Origin of the sequence: Amycolatopsis pretoriensis, from assembly GCF_900107925.1 — a bacterium.
Lineage (GTDB): Bacteria > Actinomycetota > Actinomycetes > Mycobacteriales > Pseudonocardiaceae > Amycolatopsis > Amycolatopsis pretoriensis.
Map to the genome: position 1 here is coordinate 21,980 of NZ_FNUJ01000010.1, position 15,421 is coordinate 37,400.

Sequence of the window (15,421 nt, forward strand, 5' to 3'; positions counted from 1 at the left end):
GGCAGAAGGTTCAAGACGAGGTCAAGACTGTTAGGAAACTTTCCTTACTATGACCGTGAGTGGTCTCACGAGCGTTCGTCCACCCGGACGGACTAGCGTGGACCCCATGAAGATCGACGACCGCGGCCCCGACTTCCGCGCGTTCTGGACCGAGCGCCGGCTGGCCACCCTCACCACGGTCCGGCCGGACGGCACCCCGCACGTCGTCGCGGTCGGCGTGACCGTGGACTTCGAGACCGGGCTCGCCCGCGTGATCACCTTCGACACGTCCGTCAAGGCGCGGATGATCCGGGCCGCGGGCGACGGCGGTGTGCCCGTCGCGGTCTGCCAGCTCGAAGGCCCGAAGTGGTCCACTTTGGAGGGACGCGCGGTGCTGCGCGACGACCCGGAGTCCGTGCGGGACGCGGAAAACCGCTACGCCGCACGCTACCGGCAGCCCAAGCCGAACCCGCAGCGCGTGGTCCTGGAGATCACGGTGACCAGGGTCCTCGGCAACGCCTAACCGGCCCGCGAGTGCACCAGCCGCGTGTACTCCGCCAGCAGCGTGGCCAGTTCGCTGTGCTCCCCCGCCGAGGCGAGCTGCTGGTGCCCCACCAGCATCGCCATGCCCAGCGCCGTCAGCGTCCGCGCCAGGTCGCCGTCGCCGACGATCCCCTTGACGGCGGCCCCGACCGTCCGCAGGCGCGCGGAGTCGACGCGTTTCTGCGCCGCCCGCACGGTTTCGTCGTTCGCCGCCCACGCGCGGATCGCGGCTTCGGCCTCGTGCGGCAGCCCGAGCGTCAGGTCCATCAGCGCGGCGAGGTCCGCCGACGGGCCGCCGGTGCCGAAGTTCCGCGCGCGCAGGATCAGCACCTGCCGGTTCTCCCAGTGCTCCAGGAGCCGCTCGACGAACCCCGGCCAGCCGCCGAAGTGGTGGTAGAACGACCCGCTCGTCACGCCGAGGGCGCGGCACAGCCGTCCGACGTTCAGCTCGGTGAACCCGTGCTCCGCCAGCACGTCCAGCGCGGCCTCGAAGTACGCCTGCCGCGTGACCGCGGGCATCAGACGTTCCGGTCCCGGTCCCGCCAGTACGGTTCACGCAGCGAACGCTTGAGGATCTTGCCGGTCGCGTTGCGCGGCAACGCTTCCACGACGTCGACACTGCGCGGGCACTTGTAGTGGGCCAGCCGCTCGCGGCAGAACTCCATCAGCTTGTCGGCGTCGAGCCCCTCGCCGGCGACGACGGCCTTGACCTGCTCGCCCCACCGGTCGTCCGGCACGCCGATCACGGCCACCTCGGTGACACCGGGGAACTCCGCGACGACGCGTTCGACCTCGGGCGAGTAGACGTTCTCGCCGCCGGTGATGATCATGTCCTTGACGCGGTCCTCGAGGAAGAGGAACCCGCCGTCGTCGAGGCGCCCGACGTCACCGGTGCGCACCCAGCCGTCCACAATGGTCTCCGCGGTCGCCTCCGGCTTGCCGAGGTAGCCGGCCATCCGCTGTTCGGTGCGAACCCAGACTTCGCCCACCTGAGCGTCTTCTCGGGTGACAGGGTCGACGATGCAAATGTCCACACCGGACAGTGCGGTGCCCGCCGACGCCAGCCGTTCGGGACGCGTGGCGTCCCGGTGCGCCTCCGGGTCCAGCGCGGTGACCGCGCCGGACAGCTCGGTCATGCCGTAGACCTGCGCGAACCGGACGTCGGGCCACGCCGCGAGCACGGTGCGCAGCAACGGAAGCGGCATCGGCGACGCGCCGTAGCAGAGGTACTTCAGCCGGGAGAACGCCTTCAGCGCGGCCTCGCCGGCCTGCGCGATCCCGGCGACGACGGCGGGGACGAGGAAGGCGTGCGTGATCCCGGCCTGCAGCGCGGCGAACAGCGACGCCGCGTCCGGCTCGCGCGTCAGGTAGGACGGTTCGCCGTACAGGAACCCGGAAACGGCGTAGCAGCTGCCGCCGACGTGGAACAGCGGCATCGCGACGAGGTTGACGTCGCCGGGGCCGATCGGGAACGCGGTGCCCGCGGCGAGGCCGTGCGCGATAACGCTGCGGTGGGTCAGCACCGCGCCCTTGGGAAAACCGGTGGTGCCGCTGGTGTACATGATCAGGACGCCATCGTCTTCGTCCAAATTGGACGCGATGTACGGCTCGGCATCGGCGACGAAGGACTCGTACTCGTCGACGACCACCACGCGTTCGAGGGCCGGCAGCCGGTCGCGGATCGCGTCGAGCACGGACAACAGCTCGGTGCCGACGAACACGATTTTCGCGCCGGAATCGTTGAGGACGTACGCCAGTTCGTCACCGGAAAGCCGCCAGTTCACGACGGCGTTGGCGGCACCGACGCCGGCGGCCGCGAAGGTGGTTTCCAGGCAGGCGGGGTGGTTCTTGTCGACGAAGGCGACGCGATCGCCCTTGCCGACCCCGGCGGCGGCCAGCGCGCCCGAGAGCCGCCGGACGCGCTCGTCGAACTCCGCCCAGGTCCACTGCCGGTCGCCGAAGATCAGCGCGGTGTCACCGGGCCGTTCCCGCGCCCAGTGCGCCAGAAGCTCGCCGAACAACCGGACGCGGGGGCGGACGTCTTCGGGCATCGGAGAACTCCTCGGGCCGGCGCTGGACCATAGATCGGTCTATGGTGCGTCGCTGTCGGCCGGGCGTCAACACCGGACAACGATGACCGCGACGCCCGGATTGCCCGTTTCTTCTTGGCCTCTAAGCGGCGCGTCCGCTAAGCGAACAACGCCAGCAGTCCCTCGGCCGACCGCACCACGACGTGCGCCGCGGTGCGTTCCGCGTGTGGCTTGTCCGGCCGCTCGGCCTCGTGGCGCCACCGCCGCAACGCGTCCAGGCCCGCGTCGTAGATGTCGCCCGGGTCCGCGTCCGGCTCCAGGCCGAGCCGGTCCGCCGGGGCCGTGCCCTGCGCGCCCAGCAGCCGGATCGCCTCCTCCGCGGGCTCGCCGGACAACGCCGTGCGGCCGCCCGTGATGTCCGCGATCAGGCGCAGCTCGCGGAAGTCGTGCGCGGCCGCCGCGAAACGCTCCACCCGGGACACCAGCCGGTCGCCGCCCGGGCGGGGCTGGGCCGCCAGCAACGCCTCCAGCCGGATCACCGCCGTGCGTGCCTTCAACGCCTCCGCGCGCGCCACGAAACACCCGGCCAGGGTGTCGCGCAGCTCGCCGAGACCGCTGCGGCGCACCAACTCCGCCGACAGCTTGAGCCGGTCGTCGCAGCCGGTGCGGATCAGCGTCAGGGCCAGCCGGACGCCGAACATCCCGAACCGGACCACCAGCGACCGCCGCGTCTCGACCGGGATCGGGCCGGGGAATGCCGGATCGGTGAACGAATCCACCGAAAGCACGTGCCGTTCCAGCTCCTCGCGCGGCACCGCGGCGAACGCGGCGAGCAGGTCGAACTCGTCGTCGCGCAGGGATCGCCCGCCGTACGCCAGCTGGCCCGCGACCGCGATCACGCCCAGGAACCCCGTGCACAGCGGATCTTCGCGCCACGCCCGGCGCGCGAGCTGCTTGGCGGTCAGCAACGCGTCGATCCGGCCCGCGCCGACCTCGTCGGCGCGGGACAGCACCAGCACCGAGTTGACCGCGCTCTGCCGCGCGAACGGCGAGCCGCCCGGCGGGTGCGCCGCCGCGAGCTCGTCGGGCTCGAGGTGCCGGACGAGCCGGACGGTCGCGTCCGGGAAGTCGTCGGCCGGTCCGGGGTCGTCGAGCAGCACGAGGTCGCGCAGCGCCCGCGTCGGCCATTCGCCGAGCGCGGCGGCGAGCGTCGTCTTGCCCGACGACGGCGCCCCGGTGAACGCGACGCGCAGCGGCTGTTCCAGCCGGTTCAGGCAGTCGTGCAGGAGCGCCGAAGCACGCGGGTCGTCGCGGTAGAGCCCGGCCGCGGCGTGCAGCAGGTCGCGGACGTCCTGGGTCACGCCGAAAGCTCCCGCCGCTTCCGCCCGGCGATCGTGCCGAGCTCGCCCGCGCGCTGGTGCAGCCCGGCCAGGCGGTCGATCTCCCGGCGGATGTGCCCGGTCTTGCGCTCGCGCTCGGCCGAGCCGGCCATGATCGTCTCGCGTTCGCGCGTCAGCTCGTCCGCGAGGTCCTCGGCCAGACCGGTGAAGTGGTCGCGCAGCCGCCGCTGCACGACGCGGATCGCGTCGCGGCTTTCCTTGCTGAAGCGCAGGAACACGTCGTCGACGTGCCGTTGCGCGGCCTGCTTGGCGACGGCTTGGCGCCGCTGCAGCCGCATCCCGCCCTCGTCGCGGATCGTCTTCACCGCGAACGCCGCGCCGGCGCTGATCGACACGGGGTTGATCAGCGGCAGGCCCAGCCACGGGAGGCTGGTCACCAGCCCGAACATCAGCACGCCGCCGTAGGAGCCGCGCAGGCCGGTGAAGGCCTGCTGGCCGATCTTGAACTTCTCGATCTTCGGCCGCCGGACGTCGTCGAGGCTTTCCACGCCCGAGCCGTCGAGCGGCAGGTCGGGCAGCGCGTGGTCGTACTGCGCGCCGAAGCACGCCGCGACCGCCTGCGCGGTCCACTGCGCCCGTTCGGTCAACCACGCGTAGTTCGTCTCGATCGCTTCCGCCAGCGCGTTGTCCAGCCACGGCGCGAACTCGTCCCAGACCTTCGCCGGATCGCCCTCGTCGAAGGTCTGGTCGATGGTGTTGACGATCTTGCGCGTGCGTTCGCGCAGGTCGTACTCGACGTCCCCCATCAGGTCGGTGACTTCGTCGGAAAGCAGGTTCTGCCACCGGGTGTTCTGCCGGCGCAGGTCGTCGGCCCGGCGTTGCGCGCGCTGCAGCAGCGCGGCCTGGCCGAGCCCGGCGTCCTGGGCGGCTGTGTCAATGCGGTCGCGCAGCGACTCGACGAGTTCCGCGGCGGCGGCCCGGATGCCGACGGCGGCGAGCAGCGCGCGGGACTGCTCCGGCGGGCGCGCGGCCTGTTCGGCGATCCAGGTGAGCAGTTCGGGGAAGCCCGAGCGCGCGTTGAGTTCGGCGTCGCCCGCCTTCGCGGCGGCTTGGCGCACGACGGCCGAAACCGGCAGGACCGGCGCGTCGATGCCGGCCTCGGCGAGCATCCCGCGGTTGCGTTCGGCGACCGCGCGCCACCCGGGGGAGGCGTCGATCTTGGTGAGCGCCAGCACGACGTGCGGGCACCACGTGCGCACGTGCCGGGCGAGCGCGAGTTCGGCCGCGCTCAGCGGCGCGGTCGCGTCGGAGACGAGGATCACGGCGTCGGCTTCGGCGAGCAGGTCGAGCGCGGCGGCGGTGCGCGGCGAGCGCGGGTCGCCGACCGGCGGGGTGTCGACCAGGACGAGCCCGGCGGACAGCAGTTCCCGCGGCACGCCGACCTCGACGCGGCTGAGCGTGCCGGCGGGCCGGGCGCCGAGCTCACCGCTGAGCCGTTCGACCGCGACGGGGGTCCGTTCGCGGGAGCGGCCGACCAGGGTGGCGGCGGGTTCGGCGGCGTAGCCGATTTCGGTGGGGACCTCGGGGGTCGCGGCGTCGCCGACGGCGCACACGGGCGCGTTCAGCACCGCGTTGAGCAGGTATCCCTTGCCCTGTTTGGGGAAGCCGAGCACGCCGAGGCGGATCTGCCCCTCGGGGGCGTCTCGACGTCTGCGGAGGCGCTCGGCGAGATCGGCGCGGCCGTGGGTGCGGCACGCGTCCAGCGTCTCGTTGAGCACTTCGAGCCAAGCCGGTGCGGTCACAGCGGACGAGTGTCCACGGTTTGCTCCCCGTGTGCACACCGGGTGCCCGTCCCGCGGCTGCACCCAGACCGCGGGACGGGCACCGGTGACCGGTTCGGGAATCAGTGCCCGAGGTGGATGTCGTTCGACGCGATGTCACCGATGTGCAGGTTGCCCAGCGCGTTGTGGCTGACGTCCGCCACGTCGGAGACCACGTCGTGGACGGCCGCACCGGCGTGGTTGCCGCTGGCGATGTCGCCGACGGCACCCGCGACGTTGTGGTCCACGTTGATGCCGGTGGCGTTCGTCACGACACCGGTGACGTCGCCGACGTTGTGCGTGATCTCGCCGGTGACGTGCTTCACGTCGAGGTCGGCGGCACCGTTGATGATGCCGGTGAAGTCGCCGACGTGGCCGGTGAGGTTGTTCACCGAGCCGGTCAGGTCACCGGTGTGCGAAACGACCTCGTTGACCGGGCCGGACGCGGCGCCGAGCACCTCGGTGCCGATGGTGTGCGCGGTGCCCACGGCACCGACGACCGGCTGCTCGGCCAGCGTGGTGAGCGGCGCGATCTGGTTGGCGTCGGTCAGGTACGCCGGCGCGGCGGTCAGGTTGGTCAGCGCGGCCGAGTCGAGGCCGCTCGCCAGGTCGCCGCCGATGATCACGCTGGTCACGTTGCCCGCGAGGGCGGTGACGTTGCCGGCGTTGGTGATGTCGTTGACGCCCGGGACGGCCGGCAGGCCGAGGTCGCCGACGGCCGGCAGCTCGCCGAGGTCGCCGAGGCCCGGCAGCTCCGGGGCGGCCGGCAGGCCGAGGCCCGCGGTGAGGGCGGTGAGCTGGTCGATCGCGCCCTGGATGCCGGGGGCGTCGGTGCCGACCGGCAGCACGTCGCCGAGGCCGGGGAGGCCACCGACGGCCGGGAGGCTGTCGACCGGGACGAAGTCGAGCACCAGCGGGATGACCTCGTGCACGTCGGCGGCGCTGACGTCGCCGAGACCGGCGGCGGCGAGGACGCCCTGCGGGTCCGTCCCGAAGGCCGCGAGGGCGGTCGGGTCGTTGAGCAGGTTCAGAGCGAAGTCGTGCAACGTCTGCACGGAGTCCATGGGGATTTCTCCTGGTCCGGTGGTTCGGGGGACAGCATCGGCCGCAGGGACCGCTGCTCCGACATCAAGCTAGGGATCCGGTCCCCCCACGCACATCGGGGATCACTCCGAGTCGCGGGCCAGTCAGCCGATAGGGGATCGATATGTCATCGTTAGGGAGTTAGGGGCTCATCCGAGACGCACTCAGTTGGGTTAAATCCCTCCAACCACTTGCTTGACTAACCCGTTTGGGTGAGGATGCCCCGAGCCCTAGGGGGATTCCGCGCCCCCGATCGGCCCCGCGAGGTGAGGAGGAAGCGCCGTTGTCCTACGTCCTCGGGATCGATGTGGCACAGGGGCGGACCCACGCCGCGACCTGCCGACGTCAAGGCCCCGGCTGGGCCGAGCCCGAACCCCTCTGGCTGGGCGAACGGACCCCGGCCGCCGCGTCCGCGCTGTTCCTGGACGACGAGGGGTACCTGCTGACGGGCGACGCCGCCGCGCAGGCGGGCGCCCGGGTGCCGTCCCGGCTGCTCACCGGCTTTCACCGGCGGATCGGCGACGACGTGCCGATGCTCGTCGAAGGCGAGCCGTTCCCGCCCGAGACGCTGACCACCGTGCTCGTCGAAGGCATCGCCGAGCACGCCGCGAACCTGTTCGGCGGCCCCCCGCGGCACCTCGTGCTGACCCACCCGGGCGACTGGGGCGCCTACCGCCGCGACGTGCTGCGCCGCGCCCTGGCCGAAGCCGGGTTCACCGCGGTCACGCTGGTCCCCGGCTCGGTCGCCGCGCTCGGCGCGCACCTGCCCGTCCCCGGTCCCGGCGCGCAGTTCGCCGGGGTGTGCGAGTTCGGCGCCGACGGCGTGACCGTCACGCTGGCCACGGCCAGCGGCGCGAGCGGGTGGCAGCCCGCCTCCAGTGCCGAGGGTGTCGCCCCGGCCGCGGCGCTCAGCACGCTGTTCGCCCTCGCCGGCGCGGCTTCGGCGTCCCCCAGGGGGCTCGCCGGCGTGGTGTTCTGCGGTGACGTCCCGCCGCACGCGCTGCCGGCCCGCCCGCCGTGCCCGGTGTTCGCGGGACCGGTTCCGCCGGCGGCCACCGCGCTCGGCGCGGCCGCCCTCGCGGCGCTGCGCGCGGACCACCGCGGTGCCCCGCACGAACCCCCCGCCGTCGAGACCACCCTGCTCCCCCAGGTGGACACGCTCGGTGACCTCGGCGAGCGGCCGCCCCGGCCGCCGGTCGACATCACGCCGTTCGAACTGCCCGAGCGCGCCACCCCGCTGAACCTGTTCCGGCGGCGGCGCCCCCTCGCCGCCGCGGTCCTCGTGCTCGCCGCGGCCGTCTCGGCGGTCGTGATCACCCTCACCGCCCGCGAAGCCACCGCGGGCCCCGACCCGTCCCCCGCCCCGAGCCACTGCGCCCGCCCCGGCGCCCCCTCCGGTGAAGGTCACTGTTGAACACTCTGCTCACGCAGGTCTCCCCGCTCGTCCCCGTGCACCCGGCCGCCCGGCAGCTGCTCGACCAGGTCACGGCCGCCCCGGCCACGCCGCTGCGGCTCGCCGTCGTCGCGCCCGGCGGCTACGGCAAGAGCGTGCTGCTCGCCGCGCTCGACCGCTGCTACCGCGAAGCCGGCGTCGAGGCCCTGCTCGTCGACGACGCCGACCGGCTGGCCCCCGACCAGCTCGAGGAACTGCTCACCGGCGCCGACGGCCCGATCGTCGTCGCGCACCGGCCGGCCCCGGTGTCGGCCGCCTGGACGTTGCTGCAGCTCGGCCCGCTCGGCGTCGACGACGTCGCCCAGTTGATGACGGCCGTGACGGGCCGGCCCGCCGACCCCGCCGCCGCGGCCGAGCTGCACGCGCGCAGCGGCGGCGTCCCGCGGCTGGCCGAGCGGGCGCTGCTCGGGCGCCTGGAGGACTTCCGGCCGGAGCTCGACGAGCTCGACGACGACGTCCTGCGCTACCTGATCGCGGCCGAAGCCGGGGCGGGGCGCAACCTCGACCTGCTGTGCGCGCTGCTGGACCGCGGCCCCGACCGGCTGCCCGCGATCGTCGACGCCGCCCGCTCGACCGGCCTGCTCGGGCCGGACGACTCGCTGCCGCCGCTGGCCGCGGCCGCCGTCCGCGACTTCGGGCCGCCCGCGCGCCGGCTGACGACCGTGCAGCGGCTCGTCGAGCTGCAGCTGGCGAACGGCCTGCCGGTGCTCGACCTGGCGCGGTCGCTGCTCGGCACGGGCAGCTCGGGCGCGTCCGCCGCCGCCGCGTTCGCCGCCGCGGCCGCCGAAGCCCTGCCGTCGGACGCCCGGCTGGCGACGCGCTTGTTCGAAGCGGCCGCCGAGGCGGGCGACCGTTCTTCCGCCGTCACGACGGGCTGGGCGCGCGCGACGGCGTTGTCGGGCGACCTCGACACGGCGTTGCGCCTCGGCGACGGCATGCTCGGCGACCCGGACGCCGAAACCCGCGCGGCCGGCGCGGCGATCGCGGCGACCGTGCTGGCCCACCGCGGTGAGCTGGCCCGCAGCGCGGAGCTCTACCACTGGGCGTCCCGCACCTCCCCGGCCGGCGCGGGGGCCTGGGCCGGGGCCGACGCCTTCGCGGCCATCGCCCTGGTCGGCACCGGCGACCAGGCCGGCGCCCAGCGGCTCCTCGACTCCCCCGCCCCTGGCGTGGCGCCGACGCTGTTCGCCGGCGCGGCCACCCGGATGGCCCGCGGCATCGCCGATTCGGTGGCCGGCTGCGCGACGGAGACGTTGTCGACGCTGCTCGGCGCGGCGGCGATGCTGGAACCGGCGCTGGGCGGCACGCTGCTGCCGGACAGCCCGGCGGCACTGGCCGCCCTCGCGGCGCTGCACACCGGCGAGCTGTCGCTGGCGGAGTCGGTGCTGACGCGCGCCCTCGACGGCGGCATCGGCGGCGACCTCCTGGCGGTCCGCCACCGGCTGTTGCTCGGCTGGGTGGCGATGACGGCGGGCGACCTCGCGACGGCCGCCGAGCACCGCGACGCCGTGGCCGGGCGGACCCTCGAAGCCCGCGACGAGCTGTTCTTCGCGACGCTGGAACTCGGCCTGGCGCGGCGCGCGAGTGACCTCGTCGGGCTGCAGCGGTCGTGGAACCGCGCGTACCAGGCATCGATGCGCCAGCAGACGGACCTGTTCGGCCTGCTGCCCTTGGGCGAGCTGGCGATCGCGGCGGCCCGAACAGGGGCGTTCGCGAAGATTTCGGGCCAGCTGGAACGCGCTCACGCGTTGCTGGCCCGGCTCGGCGAGCCTCCACTGTGGACGGTCACGCTGGTGTGGCACGAGCTGCACGCGGCGATCACGCTGGAGGACGCGGAATCGGCGAAGGCGCACCTGGCGACGTTGACGACGCACGCGCACTGCGGCCGCCACCCGAGCGCGCTGGCGACGGCGGCCCGGTGCTGGCTGTCGGTGCTGGGCGGCCAGTTCGACCCGGACACAATTTCCGCTGCGGCGGCGGAGATGCACGACCTGGGCCTGCGCTGGGACGCGGCGCGCCTGGCGGGCCAGGCGGCGATCCGCACGTCCGACCGCAAGGCGATGGTCCAGCTGCTGGAGGCGGCCCGCCAGTTCCAGGGAACAGCGGCCCGCCGCGAACCGGGGACGACGGAACCCGCGGCGGCGGGGACCGGGCTGGCGGCGCTGAGCGAGCGCGAGCTGGAGGTGGCCCGGCTGGTCGTCGAAGGGCTGACGTACAAGCAGGCCGGATCGAAGCTGTTCATCTCGGGCAAGACGGTCGAGCACCACATGGCCCGCATCCGCGGGAAGCTGGGGGCGTCGGACCGGCGAGAGCTGCTCGCGACGCTGCGAGAGCTGCTTTCGCGGCCGGACGCCCCCTAACGCAGCCCCCACCCTCCCTGGGGGCCGGCCCCGCTTCCAGCGTATCGGGGGCGCCCGACGAAATGGTCGTGAAGACCGGTGGTGGGGCCGCTTTGTCCACATCACGGCCGACCTGTGGATCGCTCCCTCATTCGCTGGTCGTCGCGGTGAAGGTGGCTGCTGGGCCGGTTCCCGTCGCCGTCACCGCGGCCACCGTGAACGTGTACGTCGTCGCCGGCTTCAGGTTGTCCACCACCCTCGTCATGCCCTTCATCGTCGGCTGGGTCACCAGGGCGTCGCGGCCCTGGACCGTGATCGTGCGGCCGTCGGACACCGTGATGGTGTAGCCCAGGACCGGGGTGTCACCCGTGGCCGCCGGTGGGTTCCAGCGGATCGAAGCCGCCGTCGCGCTAGGCAAGGCCTTGGCGCTCGTCGGGACACCCGGTAGCGCGCCCGGCTTCGGGCCCGGCGTCACCGGGGCCGCGGCCAAGGAGGGTTCGCTGGTGCCGTAGGCGTTGCGCGCCGCGACCGTCACCGTGTACGCCGTCCCGTCGGTCAAGCCGGGAACCTCTGCGTACGCGCGCTTCGCGAAGTCGGCTGCCGAGATCGTCGCCGTGAAGGTGCGGCCGCCGCCGGTGGCCGTGACGACGTAGGCCGTCACGGGTGCGTTGTTGAATGCGTACGTCGGGTTCCAGGTCGCGTACAGCTTTCCCGCGACCGCGAACGTACCCACTCGCGACGGGGCTTCGGCCGGGGCCGGCCCGCCCACCCGGCGGGCGAGGAGGCCGCGGTACGCCGGTTCGAGGCCCGCGTTCGCGACGACCGCCGCCGGCGCGGCGGCCGGGTTTGCCAGGAGCTGGTTGCCGCGCAGGACCACGCCCTTGTCGTTCTTGTCGCGGTCGCCCTGTTCCCAGTAGTTGGCTTCGATCAGCGTCGGGTCGTTGTTGCCTAGGCCGTCGCGGTAGTCGACGTGCGTCGAGCCGACGTTCGCGTACGCCATGTCGTACAGGACGTTGCCGCGGATCGTTTCGTACGTGTTGCCGTTGTCGGTGTAGACACCCTTGCCCAGCCCCCACTGGCCGTGGATGACGTTGCCGGTCACCTTCTCGCCGTCGTCGAGCGAACTGCCGGTGATGCCCTGGGTGTAGACGCCACCGCCGTCGTCAAGCATCAGCATGTAGTCGAAGATCAGGTTGTCGGAGACGGTGTTGTCGTGCGAGAGGTTCGGCGTCGCCGGCTGCTTGATCTTGTCCGGCCAGCCACCCCATCCGACGGAGATCGCCGAGTAGCCGACGTGGTCGATCTGGTTGTGGGACAACGTGTTCCGCACGGTGTAGCCGTTGACGATCGGGACGCCGCCGTGGAACTCGCGCGGCAGGCCGTAGAGGTGGTTGTCGGTCACCGCGATGTCCCGCACGACGTCGGCGTCGGTGTCCGTGGTCGGTTTGTCGACTCCGCCGAGCTGGACGCCGTTGCCCGAGATGTCGGTGAAGATGTCGCCCCGGACCTGCGATTCTTTCGTGCCGTCGACGAGGTCCAGCCCGGCGCCGCCGAGGTGCGCGAACACGCTGTCGCTGAACTCGACGCGTTGCCCGTGCGACACGGAGACGTTCGCGGGCTCGCGCGTCCACGACGCGTACGGGCAGGTGCCGCCGGGCACGAACTGGCAGAGCCCTTGCGTGGCCCAGCCGTTGGCGCCGGTGATGGTGTAGCCCGCCTGGATTTCGGAGAAGCCCTCCGGCGACGACGGCGTCAGCCACGTCGCGTAGGAGTAGCGCAGCCCGCGGAAGGCGACGTCGTGGATGCCCCGCGCGTCGACGAGCTTCTCCAGCACCGGCACCTCGACGTCCGCGCGGCGCAGGTCCTGGCCCGGCTTCGGCAGGTAGTAGACGACGTGCGCGGACCGGTCGAGATACCACTCGCCCGGGGTGTCGAGCAGCTCGAAGGCGTTTTCCGCGTAGGTCGGGTGCCGGCCGTTGGTGAGGTCGGCCGGGCCGACCATGTTGACGCTGCGGCCGGGGATGTCCGGGAAGAGCACGCGTTTGGTCGAGTTGTCCCAGCACGGCTGGGCCATGGTGATGGTCGTGCCCTCGGCCGCCGCGAGCGGGCAGCGCGGCTCGGTCCACTGGCCGAGGCCGTCGCGCTGGATGTTCCAGAGCGCTTCGCCGGCGGTGTAGACGAACTCGACGTCCTTCGGGTTGCGCCAGTGCGCGAGGGTGTCGGCGCTTGCGGTGTAGCCGGTGGCGGTGGCCTTGACGGTCACCGGCAGCGGACCCCGGGCACGCTGTTCGCGGACGCCGTCGACGTACAGCTGCCGGCTGTTGTCGAGCCCCTGGGGAGCGGCCGCGGCGAACAGCCCGGGCCGGCCCGGGACCGGCCGCCAGCCGGTAACGCGCACGCCCCCGTTCAGCTCGGTGTCACCGCTGCCCTGCCAGATGACGCGGTGGCCGTTGCCGCCCGAGTCCCGGGCGTCGAGGCGCAGCGGCTCGGTTAGCCGGAAGACGCCGGGCGCGAGGTGCACGGTGAGGTCGCGCGTGAGGTGCGGCGCGCGTTGGCGCACGAGGTCGCGCGCCTTGCCGAGGGTGCGCACGGGCCGGTGCGCGGTGCCCGCGGCGTGGTCGGAGCCGGTCGGCGAAACGTAGACATCGCGGTCGGCGGCGGAGTCCGGCGCCGCGGCGGCGGCCGGGCCGGTCGCGGCGAGCAGCGCGCCCGCCCCCAGGAGAACGGTCACCACGGTACGGCGCCGCTTCGAGCCCTGCTTCGTCAGCATGAGACGAAACATAGGATCTCTGAACGTCGATGTCGACAATTTCCCGCTCAGCGGGGCGCGTTGTCACCTATTCATCAGATGGTTGGCCGGTCAGTCGCGACTGGGACCGAACCGCTCGGTGCGGATGCGGTGCGGGTCGTGGCCGAGGGCGACCAGGATGTCCGCGACCGTCTCGACGAAGCCCGTCGGCCCGCAGACGAAGCACGACGCGCCGAACTCGGCCGGCCAGCCCGCCGTGTTGAGCGTAGCCACGTCGATGCGCCGCGGGATGCCCGGGCGACCCTCCGGCAGTTCGCGCGTGTAGACGTAGGTGATGTCCAGGCCCGCGACCGGCGTGCGCAGTTCGTCGGCGTAGTACTGCTCGGCCGGGGTGCGCAACGAGTAGATCAGCTTGAACGGCGTCCGCGCGCCGGCCGCCCGGCGGGCGCGGATCATCGCCATCAGCGGCACGATGCCCGAGCCGCCCGCGACGAGCAGGACCGGTTCGGGGTCCGCCGGCCGCCAGACGAACCAGCCACCGACGGGACCGCGGATCTCGACCGGGTCGCCGACCGCGTACGGCCCGGTCAGGTGCTCGGACACCTCACCGTCGGCGACGCGCTGCACGGTCAGCTCGACCCGGTCCCCGTCGGCGGGCGCGGCGAGCGAGTAGCTGCGCTGCGCGCGGTAGCCGTCGGCGGCGGTCAGCCGCACGTCGACGTGCTGCCCCGCCAGGTGCCCCGGCCAGCCGGGCAGGTCGAAGACGAGCGTGCGGGCCGTCGGCGTCTCGTCGCGGATTTCGGCCAGGCGGGCGACCCGCCAGGCTAGTCGCCCTGATACCGCTGTTCGCGCCATGGATCCCCGTAGTCGTGGTAGCCGACGTTCTCCCAGAAGCCGGGCTCGTCCCGGGTCTTCAGCTCCAGGCCGCGCACCCACTTCGCGGACTTCCAGAAGTACAGGTGCGGCACGAGCAGCCGCGCCGGGCCGCCGTGCTCGGGGGTCAGCGGCTTGCCGCCGTACTCGTAGGCGATCCACGCCTGGCCGTCGAGCAGGTCGGCGAGCGGCAGGTTCGTGGTGTAGCCGCCGTAGGAGTGCACCATGACGTAGTCGGCGGCCGTGTCGAGCCCACCGACCAGCGTGTCCACCGAGACGCCCCGCCACCGGGTGTCCAATTTGGACCACTGCGTGACGCAGTGGATGTCCACTGTGGGCTTCTCGCTGGGCAGGGCCATCAGCTCGGCCCACGTCCAGGAGTGCTTGTCGCCGGCCTCGGTGGTGACCGTGAACTCCCACGTCTCGGTGCGCACGCGCGGAGTCGGCCCGGCCGACAGCACGGGGAAGTCCTCGGCGAGGTACTGCCCGGGTGGCAGGCGCGGGTTGCCGCTGCGAGCCCGGCCGCGGAACCCCGGTGTCACGACGCCCATGCGGCCCTCCTTCCCGGTCGGCCCGAGCCTACGCCCGGACGCGCAGCCCGAGCGACGTGACGAGCACCGCAGCCTGTTCGGGTGACACGATCGCCCCGGCCAGGTCGGCGTTCCCCGGGTCGAGCGCCGACAGGTCGCTGCCCCGCAGGTCCGCACGCGGCAGCTTGACGGCGTGCAGCATCGCGCCCGAGAGGTCGACGTCGGCGAACACGGCGTCACCGCAGTTCGCCCCGGTCAGGTCGGCCTCCCGCATCCGCACCCCGTGGAAGGCGACCGACCGCAGGTCCGCGCCCGCCAGGCCGGCGAAGGACCAGTCCCCACCGGTGACCCGCAGCGGGCGCAGCTCGCACTCGCTGAACGTCGCGCCGACGAGCTTGCACCCGGTGAACTCGGCGTCGAAGAAGTTGCACCGCTTGAAGGAGCAGCCGGTGAACGCGGAGTCCGTGTGACGGGACGCGTTGAACCGCACGTTCCCGAACACGCAGTCGGTGAAGACCGAGTTCCGCGTCTGCGCCTCCGAGAGGTCGACCTCGAGGAACTCGCAGCGCACGTAGTGCCGTCCGGTGATCTCCTCTCCGTACCGGTCGTCGCGGACGAACCGCTGGTCTTCTTGCGTGGCATCGGGCACCCCGTCAGGCTAGCGGCAGTTTCCGACACCGAA

General features: G+C 72.9%; 12 protein-coding genes. 3 read left to right on the forward strand and 9 right to left on the reverse strand.

From position 1 onward, the window contains the following. Positions 1 to 106 precede the first annotated feature (106 nt). On the forward strand, positions 107 to 502 hold the full coding sequence (locus tag BLV96_RS37725) for a PPOX class F420-dependent oxidoreductase (protein ID WP_167379871.1): 396 nt from the start codon (positions 107 to 109) through the stop codon (positions 500 to 502). Here the strand turns inward: BLV96_RS37725 and BLV96_RS37730 are convergent. From BLV96_RS37730 to BLV96_RS37750, 5 genes are all read right to left on the reverse strand, one after another. Beyond that, positions 499 to 1,041: a TetR/AcrR family transcriptional regulator gene (locus BLV96_RS37730; RefSeq protein WP_086671715.1), complete on the reverse strand. Its 543-nt coding sequence runs from the start codon at positions 1,039 to 1,041 to the stop codon at positions 499 to 501. The genes BLV96_RS37725 and BLV96_RS37730 overlap by 4 nt on opposite strands. Next, entirely contained in the window at positions 1,041 to 2,573 is a 1,533-nt protein-coding gene (locus tag BLV96_RS37735; protein ID WP_086671717.1) for an acyl-CoA synthetase, read from the reverse strand. Before BLV96_RS37735 ends, BLV96_RS37730 begins: the two co-directional genes overlap by 1 nt. A 137-nt stretch (positions 2,574 to 2,710) precedes the next feature. Further along, positions 2,711 to 3,913 carry a GTPase gene (locus tag BLV96_RS37740; protein ID WP_086671718.1) on the reverse strand — a complete coding sequence of 401 codons (1,203 nt, stop codon included), beginning with the start codon at positions 3,911 to 3,913 and terminating at the stop codon, positions 2,711 to 2,713. Next, a complete protein-coding gene (locus BLV96_RS37745) occupies positions 3,910 to 5,694 on the reverse strand; it encodes a P-loop NTPase family protein (protein WP_167379872.1) in 1,785 nt (594 codons plus the stop codon). Before BLV96_RS37745 ends, BLV96_RS37740 begins: the two co-directional genes overlap by 4 nt. A 101-nt stretch (positions 5,695 to 5,795) precedes the next feature. Further along, entirely contained in the window at positions 5,796 to 6,776 is a 981-nt protein-coding gene (locus BLV96_RS37750) for an IniB N-terminal domain-containing protein (RefSeq protein WP_086671720.1), read from the reverse strand. A 302-nt stretch (positions 6,777 to 7,078) separates the two neighbouring features. Between BLV96_RS37750 and BLV96_RS37755 the strand changes: the two genes are divergently transcribed. Next, entirely contained in the window at positions 7,079 to 8,209 is a 1,131-nt protein-coding gene (locus BLV96_RS37755) for an Hsp70 family protein (protein WP_091390112.1), read from the forward strand. Then, complete coding sequence (locus BLV96_RS37760) at positions 8,206 to 10,608, forward strand: helix-turn-helix transcriptional regulator (protein WP_091390114.1); 2,403 nt, start codon at positions 8,206 to 8,208, stop codon at positions 10,606 to 10,608. Before BLV96_RS37755 ends, BLV96_RS37760 begins: the two co-directional genes overlap by 4 nt. 127 nt (positions 10,609 to 10,735) lie before the next feature. Here BLV96_RS37760 and BLV96_RS37765 read toward each other — a convergent pair whose 3' ends face one another. From BLV96_RS37765 to BLV96_RS37780, 4 genes are all read right to left on the reverse strand, one after another. After that, the gene (locus BLV96_RS37765; protein ID WP_086682524.1) at positions 10,736 to 13,357 is read right to left on the reverse strand and encodes a fibronectin type III domain-containing protein; all 2,622 of its coding nucleotides are present in this window, start codon (positions 13,355 to 13,357) and stop codon (positions 10,736 to 10,738) included. A 90-nt stretch (positions 13,358 to 13,447) separates the two neighbouring features. Next, positions 13,448 to 14,191 (reverse strand): ferredoxin reductase, encoded by a 744-nt coding sequence (locus BLV96_RS37770; protein ID WP_086682521.1) that lies wholly within the window; start codon positions 14,189 to 14,191, stop codon positions 13,448 to 13,450. Next, a complete protein-coding gene (locus BLV96_RS37775) occupies positions 14,161 to 14,760 on the reverse strand; it encodes a sulfite oxidase-like oxidoreductase (protein ID WP_086682518.1) in 600 nt (199 codons plus the stop codon). The genes BLV96_RS37770 and BLV96_RS37775 overlap by 31 nt, the downstream gene beginning before the upstream one ends. A gap of 28 nt (positions 14,761 to 14,788) precedes the next feature. Then, complete coding sequence (locus BLV96_RS37780) at positions 14,789 to 15,388, reverse strand: pentapeptide repeat-containing protein (RefSeq protein ID WP_086682515.1); 600 nt, start codon at positions 15,386 to 15,388, stop codon at positions 14,789 to 14,791. Between the last annotated feature and the right edge of the window lie 33 nt (positions 15,389 to 15,421).

Excerpts from the sequence above, each read along its gene's own strand:
- BLV96_RS37725 (WP_167379871.1), top strand. The coding sequence starts at position 107 with ATGAAGATCGACGACCGCGGCCCCGACTTCCGCGCGTTCTGGACCGAG.
- BLV96_RS37735 (WP_086671717.1), bottom strand. The coding sequence starts at position 2,573 with ATGCCCGAAGACGTCCGCCCCCGCGTCCGGTTGTTCGGCGAGCTTCTG.
- BLV96_RS37775 (WP_086682518.1), bottom strand. The coding sequence starts at position 14,760 with ATGGGCGTCGTGACACCGGGGTTCCGCGGCCGGGCTCGCAGCGGCAAC.
- BLV96_RS37730 (WP_086671715.1), bottom strand. The coding sequence starts at position 1,041 with ATGCCCGCGGTCACGCGGCAGGCGTACTTCGAGGCCGCGCTGGACGTG.
- BLV96_RS37750 (WP_086671720.1), bottom strand. The coding sequence starts at position 6,776 with ATGGACTCCGTGCAGACGTTGCACGACTTCGCTCTGAACCTGCTCAAC.
- BLV96_RS37765 (WP_086682524.1), bottom strand. The coding sequence starts at position 13,357 with ATGCTGACGAAGCAGGGCTCGAAGCGGCGCCGTACCGTGGTGACCGTT.
- BLV96_RS37770 (WP_086682521.1), bottom strand. The coding sequence starts at position 14,191 with ATGGCGCGAACAGCGGTATCAGGGCGACTAGCCTGGCGGGTCGCCCGC.